The sequence below is a fragment of the Leifsonia sp. RCC_180 genome (assembly GCF_058138205.1).
Map to the genome: position 1 here is coordinate 2,237,328 of NZ_CP200340.1, position 21,536 is coordinate 2,258,863.

Annotated in this window: 21 protein-coding genes and 1 pseudogene; 10 read left to right on the forward strand and 12 right to left on the reverse strand. The window is 68.5% G+C overall.

What is annotated here, in order from left to right; translation table 11 throughout:
- Window positions 1–37: 37 nt before the first annotated feature.
- Window positions 38–505, forward strand: coding sequence for an SRPBCC family protein (locus tag AB7E03_RS11045; protein WP_310131811.1), 468 nt, complete (start codon window positions 38–40; stop codon window positions 503–505).
- A 72-nt stretch (window positions 506–577) separates the two neighbouring features.
- Here the strand turns inward: AB7E03_RS11045 and AB7E03_RS11050 are convergent, their stop codons facing one another.
- Window positions 578–1,369, reverse strand: a complete 792-nt coding sequence (locus tag AB7E03_RS11050) for an SDR family oxidoreductase (protein WP_489941457.1) — start codon at window positions 1,367–1,369, stop codon at window positions 578–580.
- Between the two features lie 143 nt (window positions 1,370–1,512).
- On the opposite strand from AB7E03_RS11050, the gene AB7E03_RS11055 reads away from it, so the two are divergent.
- Window positions 1,513–1,764, forward strand: coding sequence for a hypothetical protein (locus AB7E03_RS11055; protein ID WP_489941458.1), 252 nt, complete (start codon window positions 1,513–1,515; stop codon window positions 1,762–1,764).
- Between the two features lie 6 nt (window positions 1,765–1,770).
- Here AB7E03_RS11055 and AB7E03_RS11060 read toward each other — a convergent pair whose 3' ends face one another.
- From AB7E03_RS11060 to AB7E03_RS11070, 3 genes are all read right to left on the reverse strand, one after another.
- The gene (locus AB7E03_RS11060; protein WP_489941459.1) at window positions 1,771–3,201 is read right to left on the reverse strand and encodes an APC family permease; all 1,431 of its coding nucleotides are present in this window, start codon (window positions 3,199–3,201) and stop codon (window positions 1,771–1,773) included.
- Window positions 3,202–3,276: 75 nt separating this feature from the next.
- Window positions 3,277–4,173, reverse strand: coding sequence for an SDR family NAD(P)-dependent oxidoreductase (locus AB7E03_RS11065; protein WP_489941460.1), 897 nt, complete (start codon window positions 4,171–4,173; stop codon window positions 3,277–3,279).
- Between the two features lie 36 nt (window positions 4,174–4,209).
- Window positions 4,210–4,962 (reverse strand): class I SAM-dependent methyltransferase, encoded by a 753-nt coding sequence (locus tag AB7E03_RS11070; RefSeq protein WP_489942903.1) that lies wholly within the window; start codon window positions 4,960–4,962, stop codon window positions 4,210–4,212.
- A 61-nt stretch (window positions 4,963–5,023) separates the two neighbouring features.
- Here AB7E03_RS11070 and AB7E03_RS11075 point away from each other — a divergent pair, with 61 nt between their 5' ends.
- From AB7E03_RS11075 to AB7E03_RS11090, 4 genes are all read left to right on the forward strand, one after another.
- Window positions 5,024–5,548: a DUF488 domain-containing protein gene (locus AB7E03_RS11075; protein WP_489941461.1), complete on the forward strand. Its 525-nt coding sequence runs from the start codon at window positions 5,024–5,026 to the stop codon at window positions 5,546–5,548.
- A gap of 138 nt (window positions 5,549–5,686) precedes the next feature.
- Window positions 5,687–7,147: a DUF6421 family protein gene (locus AB7E03_RS11080; RefSeq protein WP_489941462.1), complete on the forward strand. Its 1,461-nt coding sequence runs from the start codon at window positions 5,687–5,689 to the stop codon at window positions 7,145–7,147.
- Window positions 7,144–7,884, forward strand: coding sequence for an SDR family oxidoreductase (locus tag AB7E03_RS11085; RefSeq protein WP_489941463.1), 741 nt, complete (start codon window positions 7,144–7,146; stop codon window positions 7,882–7,884). The genes AB7E03_RS11080 and AB7E03_RS11085 overlap by 4 nt, the downstream gene beginning before the upstream one ends.
- A complete protein-coding gene (locus AB7E03_RS11090) occupies window positions 7,881–8,951 on the forward strand; it encodes a threonine aldolase family protein (protein WP_489941464.1) in 1,071 nt (356 codons plus the stop codon). The genes AB7E03_RS11085 and AB7E03_RS11090 overlap by 4 nt, the downstream gene beginning before the upstream one ends.
- An 809-nt stretch (window positions 8,952–9,760) precedes the next feature.
- Here AB7E03_RS11090 and AB7E03_RS11095 read toward each other — a convergent pair.
- The 7 genes from AB7E03_RS11095 to AB7E03_RS11125 all read right to left on the reverse strand — a co-directional run bounded on the left by AB7E03_RS11095 (window position 9,761) and on the right by AB7E03_RS11125 (window position 16,871).
- Entirely contained in the window at window positions 9,761–10,750 is a 990-nt protein-coding gene (locus AB7E03_RS11095) for a hypothetical protein (protein WP_489941465.1), read from the reverse strand.
- Between the two features lie 162 nt (window positions 10,751–10,912).
- Entirely contained in the window at window positions 10,913–11,776 is an 864-nt protein-coding gene (locus tag AB7E03_RS11100; RefSeq protein WP_489941466.1) for a phytanoyl-CoA dioxygenase family protein, read from the reverse strand.
- A gap of 24 nt (window positions 11,777–11,800) precedes the next feature.
- On the reverse strand, window positions 11,801–12,712 hold the full coding sequence (locus AB7E03_RS11105) for a glycoside hydrolase family 43 protein (protein WP_489941467.1): 912 nt from the start codon (window positions 12,710–12,712) through the stop codon (window positions 11,801–11,803).
- Window positions 12,713–12,723: 11 nt separating this feature from the next.
- Entirely contained in the window at window positions 12,724–13,689 is a 966-nt protein-coding gene (locus tag AB7E03_RS11110; RefSeq protein WP_489941468.1) for a glycoside hydrolase family 43 protein, read from the reverse strand.
- Between the two features lie 2 nt (window positions 13,690–13,691).
- A complete protein-coding gene (locus AB7E03_RS11115) occupies window positions 13,692–14,588 on the reverse strand; it encodes a carbohydrate ABC transporter permease (RefSeq protein WP_489941469.1) in 897 nt (298 codons plus the stop codon).
- Window positions 14,585–15,565: a carbohydrate ABC transporter permease gene (locus AB7E03_RS11120; RefSeq protein ID WP_489941470.1), complete on the reverse strand. Its 981-nt coding sequence runs from the start codon at window positions 15,563–15,565 to the stop codon at window positions 14,585–14,587. The genes AB7E03_RS11115 and AB7E03_RS11120 overlap by 4 nt, the downstream gene beginning before the upstream one ends.
- On the reverse strand, window positions 15,558–16,871 hold the full coding sequence (locus AB7E03_RS11125) for an ABC transporter substrate-binding protein (RefSeq protein WP_441780785.1): 1,314 nt from the start codon (window positions 16,869–16,871) through the stop codon (window positions 15,558–15,560). The genes AB7E03_RS11120 and AB7E03_RS11125 overlap by 8 nt, the downstream gene beginning before the upstream one ends.
- Before the next feature lie 204 nt (window positions 16,872–17,075).
- Here AB7E03_RS11125 and AB7E03_RS11130 point away from each other — a divergent pair, with 204 nt between their 5' ends.
- The 3 genes from AB7E03_RS11130 (at window position 17,076) to AB7E03_RS11140 (ending at window position 20,425) form a co-directional block, all read left to right on the forward strand.
- Window positions 17,076–18,086, forward strand: a complete 1,011-nt coding sequence (locus tag AB7E03_RS11130) for a LacI family DNA-binding transcriptional regulator (protein WP_489941471.1) — start codon at window positions 17,076–17,078, stop codon at window positions 18,084–18,086.
- A 50-nt stretch (window positions 18,087–18,136) separates the two neighbouring features.
- Entirely contained in the window at window positions 18,137–19,924 is a 1,788-nt protein-coding gene (locus AB7E03_RS11135; RefSeq protein ID WP_489941472.1) for a glycoside hydrolase family 2 protein, read from the forward strand.
- 75 nt (window positions 19,925–19,999) lie between these two features.
- Window positions 20,000–20,425 carry a hypothetical protein gene (locus tag AB7E03_RS11140; protein WP_489941473.1) on the forward strand — a complete coding sequence of 142 codons (426 nt, stop codon included), beginning with the start codon at window positions 20,000–20,002 and terminating at the stop codon, window positions 20,423–20,425.
- Between the two features lie 81 nt (window positions 20,426–20,506).
- Here the strand turns inward: AB7E03_RS11140 and AB7E03_RS11145 are convergent.
- A pseudogene (locus AB7E03_RS11145) lies at window positions 20,507–21,166 on the reverse strand (GNAT family N-acetyltransferase); the annotation flags it as partial.
- 37 nt (window positions 21,167–21,203) lie between these two features.
- On the opposite strand from AB7E03_RS11145, the gene AB7E03_RS11150 reads away from it, so the two are divergent.
- Complete coding sequence (locus AB7E03_RS11150; protein ID WP_441780780.1) at window positions 21,204–21,527, forward strand: hypothetical protein; 324 nt, start codon at window positions 21,204–21,206, stop codon at window positions 21,525–21,527.
- The last annotated feature ends 9 nt before the right edge of the window (window positions 21,528–21,536 follow it).

A 21,536-nucleotide genomic window follows, 5' to 3' on the forward strand; every position in this document is an offset into this window, starting at 1 on the left:
TCGGCGCGGAAACGAGAAGACAGCGAAAGGAGCAGCAATGGCTGCAGTGACCCAGTCCATCGACGTGAACGTCCCGGTGTCGACGGCGTACAACCAGTGGACCCAGTTCGAGTCGTTCCCCCACTTCCTCGACGAGGTCGAGGAGATCACCCAGGTGGATGACACCACGAACCACTGGCGCGTCAAGATCGGCGGCGCGGAGCGTCAGTTCGACACCGTCATCACCGAGCAGCTCCCGGACGAGCGCGTGGCGTGGAAGTCCGTGGCCGGCGACACCGAGCACGCGGGCGTCGTCACGTTCCACCGGCTCTCCGACGCCGAGACGAAGGTGACCGTCCAGCTGGAGTGGGCGCCGTCCGACGCGCTCGAGAAGATCGGCTCCGTGTTCGGTCTCGACGACCACGCGGTGAAGAAGGACCTCGAGAACTTCAAGAAGTTCATCGAGTCGCAGGGCACCGAGACCGGCGCCTGGCGCGGCGAGGTGGACCGCGGCGAGACGGTCTGACCCGTCCTACGACACGACGACGGCGCCGGTGGAGTTCCACCGGCGCCGTCGTTTCGTGTGCGGTATCTGTGGCTACAGGATGGGCCGGCCTCCCGTGACCGCGACCCGCGCGCCAGAGATGTACGACCCCTCGTCGGAGGCGAGGAGCACGTAGACCGGCGCCAGTTCCGCCGGCTGCCCGGCGCGGCCGAGCGGGGTGTCGCTGCCGAACTGGCTCACCTTCTCCTCCGGCATGGTGGAGGGGATGAGCGGCGTCCAGATCGGTCCGGGCGCCACGCTGTTGGCGCGGATGCCCTTCTCACCGAGCAGCTGCGCGAGCGACGCCGTCATGTTGGCGATGGCCGCCTTCGTCGCTGCGTACGGCAGGAGCGTCGGGGAGGGCATGTCGGAGTTGACCGACGACGAGCCGATGATGCTGGCGCCCGGCTTCATGTGCGGCACCGACGCCTTCGCGAGGTGGAAGAACGCGGAGAGGTTGGTCGCGATCGTGTGGTCCCACTCCTCGTCGGGGATCTCATCCAGCGACTCATGGTTCATCTGGAAGGCGGCGTTGTTGACCAGTACGTCGATGCCACCGAGCTCCTCGACGGTCTTCGCGACGATGTCGCGGCAGTGCTGCGGGTCGGAGACGTCGCCGGGCAGCAGGAGTGCCGTGCGGCCCGCCTCCCGCACCCACTTCGCGGTGTCCTCCGCGTCCTCGTCCTCGTTCAGGTACGAGATCGCGACGTCGGCGCCCTCACGGGCGTAGGCGATGGCGACCGCCTTGCCGATGCCGCTGTCGGCGCCGGTGATGAGTGCGACCTTGCCGGTCAGCTTGCCGCTGCCCCGGTAGCTCTCCTCGCCGTGGTCGGGCCGCGGTTCCATAGCCTCGGTGCTTCCGGGCGGTTGCTGTTGTTGTTCAGGGAAAGACATCCATTGACCTCCGTTCGTGTGCTTCCACGCAACACCCGGTGCGGGCGCACGTCAGGGGCTTGGGCGGTCCGGGATGTGCGCGTACCGTCCCTCCAATGAACGCGACACCGGACGCACCCGACGAACACCAGAGCGACGCTGCCCAGACGGCGAAGGACCGCTCGTACAGCCCGTCGAGCGAACGCGAGACCGAGGTGAAGCAGGATGAGTCCGGCGGAACCGCCGTACGCCCCGGCACCGGCGGCCCCGACGACGTGGGCGACATCCCGGTGCCACCCGAGGACGACCTCGACCCGGCGACCATCGTCGAGCGAGGCGAGCCCGGGCACCGGGCCGGCGACGCCTGACGGCGGTCAGCGCCGCGAATCCGCCTCCACGGGAGCGCCCGAGCGGCGCGCCGCCGCACGCGAGTAGATGCGCTCCGCGATCCACAGCAGGATGCCGATCGCGAGCAGCCCCAGCGCGATCGTGTACTGACCCGCCGGGCGACCGGACGTCCACGGGAACACCAGGTACAGGCAGGTGATCGCGCCGACGATCGGCAGGGCGGTCGGCGTCCGGAAGTGCTTGTGGTCGACCGGCTGCTTGCGCAGCACGAGTACCGCGACGTTGACGACCGCGAAAACCGCCAGCAGCAGCAGGGAGGTCGTGCCTCCGAGCAGCGCCACGATCGAGCCCTTCGGGTCGAGCGAGACGTAACCGATCAGGGCGACGGCGAGCGCCGAGGTGAAGAGGATGGCCGTCCACGGCGTCCGGCGCTTCACCGACACCCTCGCGAGGAACGGCGGCAGCACCTTCTGCCGGCTCATGCCGTAGAGCAGGCGGCTCGCCATCATCATGTTGATCAGCGCCGTGTTGGCGACGGCGAACATCGAGATGAACGGCAGCAGGTCGTTGATCGGGAAGCCCGGTGCGGCGGCCTCGACCGCGGTGACCAGCGGTGTTTCGCTGCCGGCCAGCTGTCCGATCGGGACGAGGGCTACGACCGTGATCGACACGAGCACGTAGATGATCGCGGCGATCCCGAGGCCGCTGAGCATCATCTTCGGGAAGATGCGGCTGGGCTCCTTCGTCTCCTCCGCCATATTGACCGAGTCCTCGAAGCCGACCATGGCGAAGAACGCGAGCGAGGTGGCCGTGCTGACCGCGAGGATGACTCCCTTGTCCTCCGGCGTCTCGAACGCGACGACGCGCGACCAGTCCGCGTTGCCGCCGACGATCGCCCACAGTCCGATGAAGATGACCAGCAGGAGGCCGGAGAGCTCGACCAGGGTGAGGACGACGTTGAGCCAGACACTCTCCGCCACCCCGCGCAGGTTCACCAGCATGATCAGCACGATGAACGCGAGTGCGATCAGCAGCGTCGAGACGTTGTCGCCGGGGAGGCCGAAGCCGACCGAGAGGTTCACCGCGAAGGCGCGGGACGCCGTCGATGCCGAGGTGATCCCGGAGGTCATCACGATGAAGCACACGATGAACGTGAAGAAGTGGATTCCGAACGCCTTGTGCGTGTACAGCGCCGCCCCCGCGGCCTGCGGGTACTTCGTGACCAGCTCCAGGTAGGAGAAGGCGGTCACCGTCGCCACCGCGAATGCCAGAAGGAACGGCAGCCAGGCCGCCCCGCCGACCTCAGCGGCGACCTGACCGGTCAGGGCGTAGATGCCCGTTCCGAGGATGTCGCCGACGATGAACAGGAGCAGGAGGCCTGGCCCGAGAGCCCGTTTCAGCTCCGGCTGCTCCGGCTCCACGGTCTTGACCACCTGGGTCCATGACGGATCGCTCACGATCGGCTCCCTTCAACATTTGCTCGGGGAGTCACTGTATGTGAGTTCTCACAGAAATGGGAGTCCCACGCGGCGCTATTGCCTGCCGGTGAACTCGTCCATCGAGTCGTACACGCCGAACACGCGGCCTGCAACCACGTCCCAGGCCCGGGTGGGCAGGATGCCCCGCAGCGTCCGCGCCAGTCCGACCGTCCAAGGCAGCATCAGCATCGGCCGGCCCGCGAGCATCGCGCGCCACACGCGGTCGACGACGTACTCGGGCGTCATCACGGGCGTCAGCAGCGGGCCGCGCGCGCCCTCGAACATGCCCGTGTCGATGTAGCTCGGTGCGACGGTGGTCACCTTCACGTGGCCGAAGCCCTGCCGTTCGAGTTCCAGCCGGACGCTGTCGCTCCAGCCGATGAGCGCCCACTTGCTGGCCGCATAGACGCTCATGCGGGGGTTCGAGAGCGTGCCGGCGGCCGAGGCGATGTTGACGATCCGGGCCTCGCGTGGGCTCTCCAGCATCCCGGACACGAACTCGCGTGTCACGTACATCGGCGCGAGCGCGTTCACCTGCATAGTGGTGCGCGTGTCCTCGCCGTTGTCGTGCTCCCAGAAGAACTTGCCGCGCACAATCCCGGCGTTGTTGATCAGCACGTCGATGCCGCCGAGTTCCTTGCGGACGGCCTGCGCGCTCTGAGCGATCGCGCCCAGTTCCGACAGGTCGACGACGTAGGGATGCACGCTCGTCGAGGGCCGTCCGACCGACGAACTGGGCGAGCGCGGCGGCGCCCCCCAGGCGGCAGCCGTGCGGCCGGCGAGGATCTCGTGCCGCAGCCGGTGGGTCAGCTCGGTAAGCGCCGCTTCATCCCGATCCCAGAGCACGACCGCTCGCGCGCCCTCGAGCACCGCGCGTTCGGCGTACAGCCGCCCCATCCCCGAAGCCGCACCGGTGATGAGCACGCGCGCACCGCGGACCGTTCTCGCCATACCCCCATCATCGCAGGCCGGGGTGAGCGAGCGACTTCAGGGCTTGCGGAGCTCCAGGAGGTGGCGGCTGGAGTAGGTGACGAAGACGCCGTCGCGGCGGAGCTGGGCGTCGAGGTCTCGCAGGCGGTCGCGGTAGGCATCGACGGTGAAGCCGGGGACCCACCAGATGACCTTGCGCAGGAGGTAGACCACGGCCGCGATGTCGAAGATCTCGATCCGGGTGCGCGCGGTCCGGAGGTCGACGAGCTCGAAGCCGGCCCGCTCGGCCGCCGCGACCTCGTCGTCGTGATGGCGGCCCTTCCGCGCCTCCGGAAGCGGGCCGAGGAAGAACTCGATGAGCTCGAAGGCGCTCGCAGGCCCGACGTGCTGCGCGAAGTACGTGCCGCCGGGGCGGAGTACCCGGAACAGCTCGTCCCACCAGATCGTCGCCGGATGACGGCTCGTCACCAGGTCGAAGGCGCCGTCCGCGAACGGCAGCGGCGGCTCGTCCGGGTCGGCAACGACGACGACACCGCGCGGGTGCAGGAGGCGCGTGGCCTTCACCACGTTGGGCGGCCAGGATTCGGTGGCCACCGCGGTGGGAGGGAACACCTCCGCCTGGGCGAGCACTTCGCCGCCGCCGGTCTGGACGTCGAGCGACGCCTGCGCGACAGCCAGCCGCGCCGCAAGCTGCCGCGCGTAACCCCACGGCGGGCGCTCCTCGGTGGCACGGCCGTCGAGCCAGGAGAAGTCCCATCCGGACACGTCCACCTGCTCGCCGAGCGCGATCAGTTCCTCGAACGGCGGCATCCCGTCCCGCTGTGCATCAGCATCCACGCGGGCCAGGCTATCGCGGCGTACGCTGCGACCGATGAGCGTCGTCCACACCATCGGCCACTCGACCCGCAGCCTCGACGAGGTGATCGGGATGCTGCGTCAGAACGGTGTCGATCTGCTTGTCGACATCCGCCATTTCCCCTCGTCCCGGCGTCTGCCGCAGTGGAACCAGGACGCCATCGTGGAGGCGCTGCCGCCCGACATCGGCTACCAGTGGCTGCCGCAGCTCGGCGGCCGCCGTCACACCCCGGCGGGTGTCGTCAGCGTCAACGACTACTGGCAGGTCGCGGCGTTCCGGGCGTACGCCGACTACATGGCCACCGAGGAGTTCGCAGGCGGGCTGGGCGAGCTCCTGGCCCTCGCCGACCGGTCACGACCCGCGATCATGTGCAGCGAGGCCGTGCCCTGGCGCTGTCACCGCCGGCTCGTGACGGATGCGCTGATCGTCGCCGGAGTGGAGGTGTACGACATCCTCTCCGAGCACTCCATTCGCCGGGCCGAGCTCAATCCGCACGCCCGCGTGCGGGACGGTCACCTCGTCTACCCCACGACCCCCTAGCGATTCGCTGCGTCCAGCGGGCATCGCGCGCGCTTTTCCGCCGGAACGGACAACAAAACGCACGCGATCCCCGGATAGGCTCGTCACATCCACAAAGCTGCCGCGTGCGAGCGGCCGACCAACGACGGGAGGTTCGTCATGTCTCAATTCGTCCAGAACTTCACTTCAGACGCCATTGTCGGGGAGCCCGAGGTCGTCGAGGACGGCCGCCCGGTCCGTGAGGTCGCGAACGACCCGGCCTGGCTCCGGCTCAAGGACGCGGCCGTCGCCCTGCAGGCGCTGCAGGTCAAGGACGGCTCGATCGAGCAGGAGTCCGACCGTCCGGCGGCCGCCGAGCACGTCCGCACCATCGTCGACTCGATCGCCGCACTCGCACCGGCGTTCCCGCACGACGCGTCCTACCTCGCCGCTCTGCAGCGCGACTTCGCCCGCTGGGCGGACGAGGGCTTCGGCGTGCCCGACTTCCTCGACGCCCTGAACGAGTTCCAGCCGCAGCAGCACCGCGTGGATGGGCTCGGTCACCTGGTCGTCTTCCCGATGTACACGCAGAACGGCAGCGCGAACCGCTTCGTCGAGGCGGTGCTGATCGAGGTCATCTGGCCGGAGTTCATCGCGGAGCTGGAGGCCGGCGACTACGGCAACAAGCTGTTCGTCGCGCTGCGCTTCGTCGACTTCACCCCCGGCTACGACACCAACTCGGCGGTGCTCTTCCCCGAGACGGTCGCGATGCGCGAGATCCCCTCGTTCACGTGGGGCGCGATCTTCCAGGACCGCGAGGCCGCGCGCTACCGGCGCGTCGTCCGAGCGGCCGCGGAGATCACCAAGCTGGAGCTGCCGGAGGACGCGGCCGCGATGCTGGACGACCAGCACCTCACGGAGGAGACCTTCGTGATGTGGGACATCATCCACGACCGCAGCCACATGCGCGGCGACCTGCCGTTCGACCCGTTCATGATCAAGCAGCGGATGCCGTTCTTCCTCTACTCACTGGAGGAGCTGCGGTGCGACCTGACCGCGTTCCGCGAGTCGGTGAAGCTGGAGCGGGAGCTGAGCGCTCTGCCGGATGCGGAACTCTCGGAGGCGCAGCGCGCCATCCGCGACCACGCGCACCTGGTGCAGTACGCGGTGATGTTCGACCGGATCTTCCGGTTCGCTATCACCGGCAGCCGCGTGCGCAACTACGACGGACTCGGCGGCCAGCTGCTGTTCGCGTGGATGCACCAGCACGACGTGCTGCACTGGACGGACACGCAGCTCACGATCGACTGGGAGAACGTGCCCGAGGTGGTCATCGCCCTCAGCGACCAGATCAACGACCTGTACTGGCGTTCGATCGACCGGCCGAAGGTGGCGCACTGGCTGGCCGCCTACGAGATGCTCACCCGCACGCTGACCCCGCACCCCGCCTCCAACTGGGCGCGCGGACTGTCGGACGAGGTGCTCTCCGGCGCGCCGAAGGGCTACACCGACCAGGTGCTGGACGACGAGTTCCCGCTGTCCATGTTCTACGAGGCGCTGAACAAGAAGATGACTGCCGTCATCGAGTCGACGGCCGGCATCACGGGCACCACGGACGCGGCGCCCGCGGACGCGGCATGACCGACGCCTCCTCGGCGCACTCGGCGGCCCGGACCTCTTCGGAGTCCGGGCCGTCGGGCGCGGCCGGACGACTCGTGCTCATCGCCGGTGCGACCAGCGCCGCAGGCGAGGCCGTCGCGCGCGCCCTCGTCGCGGCCGGGGCGACGGTTCTCGCCGTCGGCACCCGCCAGGAGGCGCTCGACGCGCTCGCTGCGACGGTCCCCGGCGTCGAGACGCGCGTCTGCGACCTGGCGGACCGGGATGCGGTGACCGAGCTGGCGATGCGCATCCACGTCACGTTCGGGCACATCGACGGCCTCGTCCACCTCGTCGGAGGATGGCGGGGCGGCGGCGGGATCGCCGGCCAGACCGACGAGGACTGGGAGTTCCTCGAACGCGGCTTCCGCACCCTCCGCAACACCAGCCGCACCTTCTACGACGACCTGGTCGCCTCCCCCGCCGGCCGTCTGGCGATCGTCTCCTCCACCGCTGTGGACCGGCCCTACCCGGGCGGCGCCAACTACGCGGCGGCGAAGGCCGCGGCCGACGCCTGGGTGCGCGCGATCGCGCAGGGCTTCACGAAGCAGGCTCCGCAGTCGGCGGCGACGGTGTTCGTGGTGAAGTCCCTGGAGGGCCTCGAGTCGCGGCTCGGCGACGAGGTCGTGCGCCTGTGGGAGCAGGACGCCGCCGAGCTCGACGGCCGACGCATCCCGCTGACAGCTGAGGAGGGGCCTGCGCCTGAGAGGATGGACGGGTGACGCTTCAACTCCACGACCTGAACCTCCGCGGCTTCGCCTCCGACAACTACGCGGGCGTGCATCCCGAGATCCTCGACGCCATCGCGGCCGCCAACAGCGGCCACCAGATCGCCTACGGCGAGGATGTCTATACCGCTCGCCTGCACGAGGTGTTCGCCGAGCACTTCGGCGAGGGCGTCGAGGTCTACCCGGTGTTCAACGGCACGGGCGCCAACGTGGTCGGGCTGCAGTCGATGCTCCCGCGCTGGGGCGCGGTGGTCTGCGCCAAGACCGCGCACATCAACACCGACGAGGCCGGTGCGCCCGAGAAGGTCGCCGGCATCAAGCTGCTGCAGGTGGAGACGCCGGACGGCAAGCTGACGCCCGAGCTGATCGACCGCGAGGCGTGGGGCTGGGGCGACGAGCACCGGGCGCAGCCGCTCGTGGTCTCGATCACGCAGACCACGGAGCTCGGCACCGCGTACACCGTGGAGGAGATCCGCGCGATCGCCGACCACGTGCACGCCCGGGGCATGAAGCTCCACATGGACGGTTCGCGCATCTCGAACGCCGTGGCGACCCTCGGCGTGCCCCTGCGTGCCTTCACCACGGACGCCGGTGTCGACGTGCTCAGCTTCGGCGGCACGAAGAACGGGATGCTCTACGGCGAGGCGGTCGTGGTCCTGAACCCGGAGGCGTCGGAGGGACTGGTGTTCCTGCGGAAGCTGAACATGCAGCTCGCCTCGAAGATGCGCTTCATCTCGGCGCAGCTCATCGCGCTGCTGACCGACGACCTGTACCTGCGGTCGGCGTCCCACGCGAACGCGATGGCCACACGCCTCCGCACGGCTCTCGAGCAGCGGATCGCCGACGGCAGCATCCAGGGCGTCGGCTTCAGCCAGAAGACCGAGGCGAACGGCGTCTTCGCGACGCTTCCGTCGGGAGTCGCCGACCGGCTGCGGCAGCACTTCCGCTTCTACGACTGGGATGCGGCGAACAACGAGGTGCGCTGGATGTGCGCCTTCGACACCACGGAGGACGACATCGACGCGTTCGTGGCCGCGCTCGTGCAGGAACTGAACGCCTGACGGACGCCGTACCCCGCGTGCCCCTCAAACTGGGGCCAGACCGGGGTACAAAATTGTCCTCCAAATGACCTACGCAAGAGCACTTCTTCGTGTAGTCTCAAAGAGCGGTGGAGGAACCCGAATATCCATCCACCGTAACCCCGAAACGTATGCCGGGCCGTAGGAAGAAACCCTAGTCTTCCCACAGCCCGGCATCGTGGTTTAACGGCGAACGCACGGCCGTCTACGGACCTACCGATCAGCGTGGTTTGCGCGACTCCGCGATTCATGCAACTCGGCCTTGAACGACTCGTCACGCGCGGCGACTGCCACGAGGTACTAGGGACCAGCTCGCGCGCTTGGTGGAGCAACCACACAGCCCCCGAACAAAGCGTCCAGAGGGCTGTGGTGCGCGGGGGCAAATCGCAGCCGTGGCTGCGTCTAGCCCTCGTCGCTTGGGGGAGGACTCGGCGGCCGGGGCCTCTTTGTCGGGACCCAGCTCCCGGCAAAGACAGCCAGCATAGCGATTATTGAGAATGTCCAGGTTGCCAAACCCCTACCGGCAGCGAGCACTGTGACCATCAGCAGCGTGGACAGCAGGACGACCGCCAACACGGCGAGATATACGCGAACGGCAGGGGATAGCGGTGATGGAAAGACCGGACCCCTGGCGCGACTCCAGACTCGATCAACGGCCACGCACAGAAGCGCTCCCACCGTCAGCGCCATCCCGCCCCACGGCTGCGGGAGGAACGAGGTACCCAGCAACGTACCTCCCACGACGAGAGCCGTTGACGCGGAGTACGCGGAGTTCCGAGGCCGCGCCGTCATTAGAACCCTTTGCAACTTCCGGCGATACCCGCCGCCGCGAATGCACTAGTCACGACCCAGGCTGTGATGCCGGCAGGCGGGAACCACACCAGTGCGACCGCCGCTCCACCGAGGGCAAGGATACATCCGCTCCTCCAGGTGACCTTTGCGTAAGCTCCGCCATGGTAGACGAGGGTGAGCGACTGAACCATGCGGCCGTTAACGTACTTCTGGAGGTAGCTCCCCTTGCAGTTCGAAAGGTTCTCGTTCGGCTTCATGAAGTAGCTGCTGCCGTTAGGGTTGACGCAGTTGTAGGAATAGACGCCGGTCGTCGGGTCGGCGACCACGGGGAATGCGGTTTGCTCGGTGAAATCAACCACCTGCGCGAGTGTGTTCCCATGCACCTCGTAATGGGTGGGCACGAGGTCGCCATTCGCGTCCTTGGCCCATGCGTCTCCGAATACGCGCAGAGGTGAGCCGTCGGCCGCAACGATCGCGACAACGCCATCCGGGCTCTGTACCAGCGATGCGCTGTCGGGAATGCTGATCGGATAGTCGTACCGCTTGGGAGCGTTCGCGTTCTCGATCACCGTGGTGATCTGCAGCGTCCCGTCAGAGTGCGTCACCGGCACGGTCGAGGAACCGTTGTTGTTGTCGTACACGACAACGCCGGCCTTCTGCGAGTCGGCCGCATTGCTGGCCTGGTCTGCGAACGGAAGCCCGATCGTCAACTCTGGCCCACCCGATAGCTGGACACCGTCGGATGCGTCCTTCGGCACCGACACATCCACACCCGACACGGACGCCTGCGCCGCCGTGTCCGTGTCCGAGGTCGTCTTCGCGAGATCCGATATCGCCTCCGGCGCGACCCGCTGCACCGCAGCGACAGCGTCGGTGGCGTTTACCGTCTCCGCGTCGGCAGAGAATCCCGTCAGGGTTCCACCGAAAACGCACATGCCGACAACCGCCGCGCACACCGACACGGCCCTCAACTTCTTCGTTGCTTCCACGGCAGCCCTTTCCCTTGCATGAACGCCGCGGGTAAGCGACGCTCTGCTTAGGTAGACGCTGCCTTCTACGGGTTATGACGCGGACCGGTGGGCGGAATCACTCCCGCCATGCAAGGGCTGCGTTTGAGTGCAGACTCGCAACTCGACGTGGAGAGAGTCGCCCTACGCGTCGCCCATCATGAGGCCCTCGATGGTGTGCTTCTGCGTGATCGGGGTGAGCTCATCCACGACCGGGCAGACCAGGTGGCGCTTCACGCGCTCCGGCAGGGTTTCGTAGAACTCGTGGGTCACCGCCATGTCGTGGTGCTCGGCGTTTCCAGCGCCGGGCGCATCCACACCCAGCACCAGGACGGGCCGCGACTTCTGCGAGGTGTTCTGCGTGCCGTGGTGCACCGTGAGGGCGGACCGCACCGAGATGTCGCCGCGGCTCGGGTACTTGCGCTGCGCCCGCTCGATGAATCGCGGGTAGAGGGAGGCATCCGGGAACATCTCGTGCTCGAACCCGACGGGCAGATCCCACTGGGTGCCCGGCGCGATCTCGAAGGGGCCCATGTCCTCCTCGGTGTCGACCGCGGTCAGATTGAACGCGAGCGAGGTGAGCCGGCCGGTCTGCTTCGTCTCCTCCGGCATCGGGAAGTCGCGGTGCCACGGCTGGTCCTTCGCGCCGGGTCCGGGCACGTCGAAGCCGAGTTCGATGATCTGGTAGTCGGGACCGAGCACGGCCTCGCACACGCCGCGCACCCAGGGGTGGTCGACGAGCTCCAGCCAGCCGCGCATCTGCTCGGGATGGATCTCGACGTAGTAGCGCTTGGTGCCGCGCCCGACAGCGCCTCCTGGGCGCTGCAGCGCCTCATCGAACGCGACCTCGATGTCCTCGCGGAGCCGGTCGGCCCACTCGGTGCTGAAGGCTCCCTTCTTGCCGAGGGTGCCGTCGGTGTAGAGGGCGGTCACCGCGTCCCGGATCTCGGGGTCGAGACGGGTGGTGTCCGGCATTGCCGGGGTGACCCGGGGAACGTCGTCGTTCATGCTGATTCCTTTCAGGGGAAGCATTCAGGGCTGTCGGATGCGCAGTTCGCCCAGGTGCAGCTGCCGCGCGGTCGTGTCCGCGTTCCAGGAGTGGAACGCAATGATGTCGGTGCCGTCCGGCGCCACGGTGAGGGAGTTGTGGCCGGGGCCGCGCAGGTCGCCTCCGCTGCGGAGAAGGGCCGGCTGCTCGAGGTGCGACCACGGGCCGAGCACATGCTCCGCGGTCGCCACGCCGACCGCGTACCCGGGGCCCGTCCACGCACCGCCCGAGTAGGTCAGCCAGTAACGCCCGTCACGGAGCACCACCGCGGGGCCCTCCAGGGTGTGCCAGTCGAAGTGCCGGCCGTGGATGAGGCGGTCGCGCTCGTACAGTTGCCAATCCGCGTTCGGGGCGAGCACCGGCACGGGCGGTCCGGCAAGCGACGCCATCCCCGGGTCGAGCGGAGCGACGGCCAGGTGTGTTCCCGGCCGCTCGTGGTCGAGCACGTCGCGGGCGAAGAAGAGGTACCAGCGGCCGTCCGCATCCCGGAACGGATGGGCGTCGATGGCGAAGAGCTCGTCCGGCGTAAGGTCGACGCCGAGGTCGCGGAACGGCCCGGTCGGTGAGTCCGAGCGAGCGACCCGCAGGTGGTGGCCTTCGATGCCCCGGCCGACCGAGTAGTACATCCAGAACGCTCCGGCGGCCTCCGCGACCTCGGGCGCCCAGTAATCGTCGCCGAAAGTGTCCGCGACGCGCTCGAGGACCGGGCCGGCGCTCATCCACTCGGCGAGGTCGGGCGACACCAGCGCGTCGAAGACGCGGTCGCCGTCGCTCCCGGGGTGCGTGCCGTAGGCGACGTATCCGCCGCCGGAGAGCCGCAGGACGAACGGGTCGGCGAAGTAGCCCGGCCACACCGGGCCCCAGTGCCGGGTGACGCGCACTGCGGCATCGGTCACAGCGGCGTCTGTCACTTCGAGAGCTCCGGGAGGCCGTCGCGCCAGGTCACCGGGACCGCGTGCATGCCGCGGTACGCGAACGCCTCGTCCCAGGAGTGGAAAAGCATCCAGTCCTTGCCGTGGAAGCTCACCAGATCCTCGCCGCCCGGGCCGAGGTACTTCCCCTTCGAACCGGGCGTCGACAGCAGCGGCTCCTTGGCCTTCGTGTACGGACCGAGCAGGCTCTTCGCCGTGGCGACGCCGGTCACATAGGACGAGTTCGCGTAGTCGTTCGCCGAGTACAGCAGAACGAACTCGTCGTCATGGCGGACGATCACGGGCGCCTCGACGAGGTGGCCCTCCCACGACTCGGTCTGCTTGATCAGCCGGGTCGGCTCTCCGGTGAGGGATGCGCCGTCGGCCGCCAGGGGCTGCGTGTAGATCCAGGTGTCGTAGCCGCAGCAGTTGCCGTCGTTCTTCCAGACGAGGTACTGCTGGCCGCTCTCGTCCGTCGTCACGCTGGCGTCGATCGCGCCGCCCTGGTCGACCGGGCAGACCAGCGGCTTGTCGGCGGAGGACGCGAACGGCCCCTCCGGCTTGTCCGCGAACGCGACGCCGATGCACTGGTGCTTGCTGGCGGTGTCCGACGCGGTGAAGTACAGCGCAAACCGGCCGTCGGCGAGCTTCGCCGGCCCGGGCGCCCAGGTCTTGCCCGGCGCCGCCCATGACGGGAGCTCGGGCAGCGCATCCTTATCGCTCAGCTTCCACGTCTTCATGTCGTCGGTCGTCGCGACCTGCACGTTGACCGACGGAGTGTTCGTCCCATAGGCGTAGACACTGTCGCCGACGACGAGCGCGCCGGGATCGGGGAAGTCGCCGTCGATCTGGAACGGAGCGATTGAGGGCGACGACTCCGTGCTCGACGGCGAGCCCTGCGAGCATCCGCTGAGCCCGGCGGCGAGCATCAGCGCTCCCACCACCACCGCGGCTCGGCGCATCCTCACCCCTTGACCCCGCTGGTGGCCACGCTCTCCACGATCTGCTTCTGCGCGAAGAAGAACAGGATGAGGACGGGGATCGACGCGATGACGGCGCCGGCCATGACGATGGCGTAGTGCGTGGAGTACGCGCCCTGCAGCTGCGACAGACCGGGCTGCAGCGTGAGGTTCTCGGGGCTGAGCAGCACGTAGACCGGCCACAGGAAGTCGTTCCAGTTCGCGAGGAAGCTCAGCACGGCGAGCGTGGCAAGCGCCGGTCGCGCGAGTGGCAGGACGAGCTGCAGGAAGATCCGCCAGTCCCCCGCGCCGTCGATCCGCGCAGCCTCCTCGATCTCCGGCGGCAGGCCGATGAAGAACTGGCGCAGGAAGAACACGCCGAACGCGCTCGCAGCACCGGGGATGGTGATCGCCCAGATCGTGTCGAGCCACCCGAGGTTCTGCACGATCAGGTAGTTCGGGATGAGGAAGATCACCGGCGGGACGAGCAGGGTCGCCACGATCAGGCCGAAGACGATCCGCTTGCCCCAGAACTCCAGGCGGGCGAGGGCGTACGCGGCCATGGAGGCGGTGACCAGGATGAGCACCGTCTGCAGCGCCGCGGCCGCCAGGCTGTTGAGGAACCAGCGGAACACCGGCTGCTGCCCGCTCGACAACGTGGTGTACGCCTCGATCGAGAACGGATTCGGGATGGCCGAATACGGGTTGCGGATCGCATCGCCGTCGGTCTTGAACGACGTCATCAGGATCCACAGCAGCGGCAGGATGACGACCAGCGCCAGCACGATCAGCACGGCGTACAGCACGCTCTTGCGCAGTGCCGCCTGCGGTGTCTGCTTGCGCCGGGCGCGGACAGGCGCGGGCCGCGTCGTCTCGGTCTTCTCGGGGACGGTCGTCGTCATGAGGAGCTCTTCTCTGCCCGCTCCCGCTGGAGCCGGAAGTTGATGATGCTGATGATCGCCAGGAACGCGAAGAGCACGTAGCTCATCGCCGACGCCGCCGCCATGTTGTTCTGCGAGAGGCCCTGATCGGCGATGTACATGATCGCCGTGCGCGTCTGGTTGCCCGGCCCGCCCTTGGTGATGATGAAGGACTGCCCGAACATGTTCGCGCTCGCGAGGATCGTGATGGTGATCACGAAGGTCATGACCTGACGCAGCCCCGGCAGCGTGACGCTGGTGAACTGGCGGACCGCGCCGGCGCCGTCGAGCGCTGCCGCTTCGTAGAGGTCGGGGCTGATGCCCTTGAGGCCGGCGAGGATGATCACGGTGTTGAAGCCCATGGTCCACCAGACGGTGACCCCGGCGAGGGTGACCCACGCCCACGGCACGTCCACGGTCCAGGGGATGTTGTCCGGCAGGCCGAACATCCCGAGCACGTGGTTCACGATGCCCGACTGCGTGTCGAGCAGGTACTTCCAGATCACGCCGATGACGGCGACGCCGAGCACGTACGGCGCGAAGAAGACGCCGCGGAAGAAGGATCCAGCACGGATGCGCTGGTTCAGGAGCACGGCGACGAGCAGCGGGATGATCAGCAGGAACGGCACGCTCGCCAGCGTGAAGATGCCGGTCGCGGCCATCGACTGCCAGAAGTCGCCCGAGGTGGCCGAGCCCGGCGTGAAGAGGTCGATGTAGTTCTTCAGGCCGATGAAGGACTGGTTCACCCGGAACGGGCTCCAGTTGGTCAGGCTGATCCACAGGCCGAAGACGGCCGGGCCCAGCACGAAGACCAGGAAGAGCACCAGGAACGGCGCCAGGAAGATGTAGGCGGTTCCCGTGCGCCGACGGCCGCCCGGCCGCTTGGTGGAGCGGCCGGAGCGGAGCGGGCGTGGTGCCCCGGCTTCCCGGGGCACCACGATCGAAGCGGTTTCAGTCACCGTACTTCTCTTTGTTCTGCTTCAGCAGCGTGTCGGCCTTCGCGGCTGCGTCGTCCAGCGCCTGCTTCGGCGTCTTCTTGCCGGTGATGGCCTCGTTCACCGCGGTGGTGATGGTGGCCTCCACCGTGGTGATGCCCGCCGCGATCGGCTCGTAGTGGGCGTACTTCAGCTCGTCGAGGAACGGCTTCAGGTTCGGGTAGTCCTGCACCAGCTTCGGGTCGTTGCGAACCGAGTTCTTGGCGGGGAGCTCACCGGTCTGCGGCCAGTCGGCCGAGTTGTCGTTCATCCACTTCACGAACGTGGCCGCCGCAGCGGTCTTGTTCTTGTCCTGGCCCTTGTTGTTCATGAACATCCAGTGCGTGGAGCTGGACCAGACGGCCTTCTGGTCGCCGATCTGCGGCACGGCCACGGCCTGCCACTTCAGCTTGTCGAAGGCGGTGTTCGTGGTCTGCCAGACACCGTTCCAGTTGAACGCCGTCTTGCCGGCGATCAGGGCGTTGATGTTGCCGTCCTGAGCGACGTCGGCCGGGCTGTAGCCCTTCTTGATGAGGTCCGTCATCCAGGTGAGCGCCTTCACTCCGGCGTCGGAGTTGAAGGTCGCCTTGCTGACGTCCTTGTTGAAGAGGTCGCCGCCGTACTGCCAGAGGAGGCTCTCGAACTCGAACGTGCCGGTGAACACGTAGCCGTCCACCCACTCGCCCTGGACGCCCGCCGCCTTCAGCTTGTCGAGCGCGGCGAGGTAGGACTCCTTGTCCTGCGGGATGGAGCTGGGGTCGACGCCCGCCGCCTGCAGCACGTCCTTGTTGACGTACAGGCCGAGCGGGGTGACGCTCCACGGCACGGCGTACTGGCCGCCGTTGTATTTGCCGGCGTCGAGCAGCCCCTCCGGGAAGTCGCTGGCCTTGTAGCCGAGCGACTTCACGATGCTGTCGGCCTTGAGCACGAGGCCCTGGGCGGCGTAGGTGGCGATGTCGTCGCCGTGTCCGACCGCGACGTCCGGTCCCTTACCGGCCTTGACCGCGAGCGGCATCTTGCGGGCGATGTCCGCCCACTCCATCGGAACGTCCTTGACGACGATGTTCTTGTGCTCGGCGTTGAACTTGTCGACGAGCTTCGGCACGAGTACGGGGGCGGCGCCGCCCGTCCAGCCGTTCCAGAAGCTGATGTTGACCTTCGGTCCGGTGTAGTCGCCGGAGGAGACTTCCGCCCCTCCCGACCCGGCGCTGCTTCCGCAGGCCGTCAGAGCGAGCCCGAGGCCCGCGGTGACCGCCACGGCGATCGCGCGTGCGGCGAATCGCTTCTTCATGTGATCTCTCCCTTGAGTGAGCCTTTCACGCAGCCCATCCGTCGGGGCGGCAGCGTGATCGGTGGTGCTAGAGCCGGTACACTCGGCATGCTTGGCGAATTTACAGCGCTGAACAAGGTGTGTCAACCTCACAATGTCTTCATTGGAGGGCTCGCTGTAGAGTGACCCAGCGAGCAACGACTCGATGACGCGGAAGGAGGCACGATGGCTGTCAGGCTCCAGGATGTGGCGGAGCACGCCGGCGTGTCGATGAAGACCGTCTCGAACGTCGTCCGCAACTACGCGCACGTCAGCCCAGCCATGCGTGAGCGCGTGCAGCGCGCGATCGACGAACTGGGCTACCGCCCGAACGTCATGGGCCGCCGCCTGGCGACCGGCCGTACGGGCCTCCTCGCGCTGGCCTTCGCCGACGTGACCCTGCCGTACTTCGCGGAGCTCGCCCGGGTGGTGGCCGACGAGGCCGAGCGCCGTGGCTACCGCGTACTGCTGGAGCAGACCGAGGGCACCATCGAGGGCGAGCGGGCGGTCATCTCCGCCGGCGAGTCGGGCCTGGTCGACGGCATGATCTTCCAGCCGAGCGTCATGAACTCGTCCGAGCTGGCGCAGACGCGCACCGACATCCCCCTCGTCGTGCTGGGCGAGAACGCCGCGCCGCTCACCGTCGATCGCATCATGATCGACAACGTGGAGGCGGCGCGCACCGCGACCGAGCACCTCCTGGCCCAGGGCCGCCGACGCATCGCGTTCGCCGGGCACGAGTCGTCGCGTCCGACCCGCACCTCGAAGCTGCGCATCGCCGGCTACCAGCAGGCGCTGGAGGACGCGGGCCTCACTCCGGAGCCCGAGCTGATGATCTCGAGCGTCGCCGTCTCCGCAGGCAACGCCGTGCGCGCCGTCGGCGCCGCGCTCGACGCGGGCTTGCGCTTCGACGGCCTGGTCTGCCGTGACGACCTGGCCGCGATCGGCGCGCTGCGGGCGCTGCAGGAGCGCGGCATCCACGTGCCGGACGACGTGGCGGTGACCGGATGGGACAACACGCCGATGACGGCGGTGACCTATCCGTCGCTCACTTCCGTCGCCCCGGACATGCGCGGGCTCGCCTCTCGCGCCGTCGAGATGCTGCTCGAGCGCATCTCCGGCTTCGACGGGATGGGCCGGCACGAGCTCGCGCCCTTCTCGCTTGTCGTGCGGGAGAGCGCACCCGCCCTTCCGTGACCGCGGAGATGTGACTTTACAGCGCTGCATGAATCGTGCATGCTGAGTGGATGCTCACCGAGGAACGCCGCGTGGATGCGGCCACCGCCCAGGAGGGTCGCTACCCGCGACCGCAGCTCGTCCGGGCCGACTGGCTCGACCTGTCCGGTCCCTGGTCGTTCGCGTTCGACGACGACGACCGCGGCCGCCGCGAGCACTGGGAGCGGTCCGCGTCGCTGACCGGTGTCATCCACGTGCCGTTCCCGTTCGAGTCGGAGGCCTCGGGCGTCGGCGACACCGGCTTCCATTCCGTCGTCTGGTATCAGCGCACCGTCCTCCGTGACGAGGTGCCGACCGGCGAGCGCCTGGTCCTGAACTTCGGCGCCGTCGACCACTCTTGCGAGGTGTGGATCGACGGGCGTTCGGCGGGCACGCACGAGGGCGGCTCGACGCCCTTCTCCCTCGACATCACCGACCTCGCCGGCGACGGCGACTTCTCGATCACGGTCCGCGCCGAGGACGACCCGGCCGACGTCGCCCAGCCGCGCGGCAAGCAGGACTGGCGCCACCACCCGCACTCGATCTGGTACCACCGGACGACCGGCATCTGGCAGCCGGTGTGGCTGGAGGCCGTCGCTGACGTCCGCATCCAGCAGCTCCACTGGCTCACCGACGTCCCCGCCGGCGAGGTCACCGCGCAGCTCCGGCTGAGCCGCCCGGCTCCGGCCGGGACGACGGTCCGCGTCACGGTCGCGCTCGGAGCGGAGACGCTCGCGAGCGTCGAGACGATGGTCTCCGGGCGCGAGCTCGAGGTGCCCTTTCGCATCCACCGCCAGACGAACGGGCAGGCCTACGAGGAACTGCTCTGGTCGCCGGCGCACCCCACGCTGCTGGATGCGACGGTCACGCTTTCCCGGCCCGAGGGCGCCGACGACGTGGTCGCGTCGTACTTCGGTCTGCGCTCCGCAGCGGTCGAAGGCGGCCGCTTCCTGCTCAACGACCGCCCCCTCTATCTCCGCTCGGTGCTGAACCAGGGCTACTGGCCGGAGTCGCACTCCGCCGCCCCCGGGCCGGACGCCCTCCGGGCCGAGGCGCAGCTCATCCTCGACCTGGGTTTCAACGCGACGCGGCTGCACCAGAAGTACGAGGACCCGCGCTTTCTGTTCTGGGCCGACAAGCTGGGCCTCCTGGTCTGGGGCGAGGCGCCGGCCGCCTACGCCTTCAGCCCCGAGGCGGTGCGGCGCAGCATGGCGGAGTGGTCCGCCATCCTCGACCGCGACCGATCGCATCCCTCGATCGTCACGTGGGTGCCGCTCAACGAGAGCTGGGGCGTACAGCACCTCGCGCACGACCCGCGCATGGTGTCGTACGCGAAGGCGCTCGTGCACCTGACGAAGACGGTGGACCCGAGCCGGCCCGTGATCTCGAACGACGGGTGGGAGCACGCGGCGTCCGACATCCTCTCGATCCACGACTACGACCACGACCCGGAGCGGGTGCGGGAGCGCTACGCGACGCGCGAAGGGATCCTCGGCGCTCCCTTCACCCTGCCCGGCCGACGGCTCATCGTCGACCCGGAGCAGCGGGTGGATGCACCCATCATGCTGACGGAGTTCGGCGGCATCTCGTACACCGAGAACGGGCCGGCCGACGCGTGGGGCTACTCGACCGCGACGAGCCAGGAGGACCTGGTGGAGCGGCTGCGCGCCCTGGTCGGCGCGGTGCGCTCCTCCGCTCCCCTCGCCGGCTACTGCTACACGCAGCTGGCCGACACGGGGCAGGAGACCAACGGGCTCGTCTTCGAGAACCGGCGCCCGAAGGCGCCCATCGAGCAGTTGCGGGCGATCTTCGGGGAGTGAACGGGACTGTTGCAGCGGAGTGCGAACGGGCAGACTGACGCGCACGTACTAGCCGTCTCTCCTCGAGGAGCGCTCATGTCTACACCCGCCGCCGCGGTGACCCCTGCCGCGAACCTCCGACGCCGATCCCGGGAGGCGCTGGCCGCACTCGCCGTTCAGTACCTGCTCGGCATGGCAGCCAACCTCATCGGCGAGCCGGAGAGCACCTTCGTCATCGTCGTCGACACGATCATCGTGATCCTGCACATCCTGATCGCCATCGGTCTGGTCGTCGTCAGCATCCGCGTGCTCCTCGCCGCCCGCGCCGCCGACGTCGGCCAGCGGCTGGCGCTCTGGGGGCTGATCGTGATCGTCGTCACCTTCCTCGCGGGCGTGCTCACGATCAGCTTCGGCAGCGACTGGGCGTCGTACATCATGGCCGCGGGCTTCCTGGTGGCTGCGGCCTTGTACGCCGGGACGTTCTTGGCGTCGTATCGGCGGGAGACCGCGCCTCTGACCTAGAGGGACCAGTACGCGTAGCGACGCCGGCCGGAAGCCGAGGGACGCGTAGAGCGCGTGCGCCGGGGCGTTGCGGGCGAGCACCTGCAGCCACAGGCCGCGGATGCCGTGCTCGTCGGATGCCGTGCTCAGTGCGTGCACGAGTGCGCGGGCAAGGCCGCGACGCCGGGCGCCGGGCCGTGTCGCGACGGCGAACAGGCCGCCCCACTCGTCCACCAGCGCCAGCCGGGCCACCGAGTCTGGAGCCGCTGGGTCGCCGTGGGCGGCGTAGAGCGCCGGTCCGCCGGTGAGGATGCGCGCGGCGACGGTGCGCTCGACGGCTCCGCCGCGACCGTCGACGGACCACCAGGTGTCGAGCCAGCCCTCGTCCGGATGATCCGTGATCCGCACAGCCGGCGACTCTGTGACCTGAGACTCCGCAGCGACGGTCGAGCGCTCGGCCACCAGGACGTCGGTGAGCGAGTGATCGCGATACCCGCGCCGCCGGAGCACCTCCGGGAGGGCGGGCGGCGACGCGGACGTCACCTGGAACACTGTGGGGAGCGACCGGTCGGCGTACCAGCGCTCAGCGGCATCCACTGCCGTCTCCAGGTCGTCGACGGGACCGGACGCGAGCACCGAGTTGGCGCGGTTCGTGACGCCGGACGAGGCGCGCAGCGTCCATCCCTGCAACGGCTCGCGCTCGAGCGCCGGCCAGCCGCGGTCCGCGAGGCGGTCGAGGGTGGCGGGGTCAGGCAGATGCACCTGTCGACGCTAGCGCAGGCGGCGTACCGTGCGTTCCATGACCGACACCCGAACCACCGGCGCGCCGAGCGCGGAGGCGATCCCCGAATCGGAGGTCGCCGGGCTCAGCGCGAAGACGCTCGCCCACGTCATCCACTACCGCCGAAAGACATACGTGACCAAGCCGTCCGAAGGCTACGCGCTGCTCAAGCGCGTGCGCACGCTGCTCCGCGACGGGACGACGGACCTGGTGCCGCTGGTGCACCGCGACGGTTTCGTGTGGCTCGCCGTCGGGCCGAGCATCCCGATCGCCATCGACGAGGTCGAGAGCGACGCCGGCCACGACGACAAGCACACGCTGAAACGTCTCGGCCTGGACTGACGCCATACG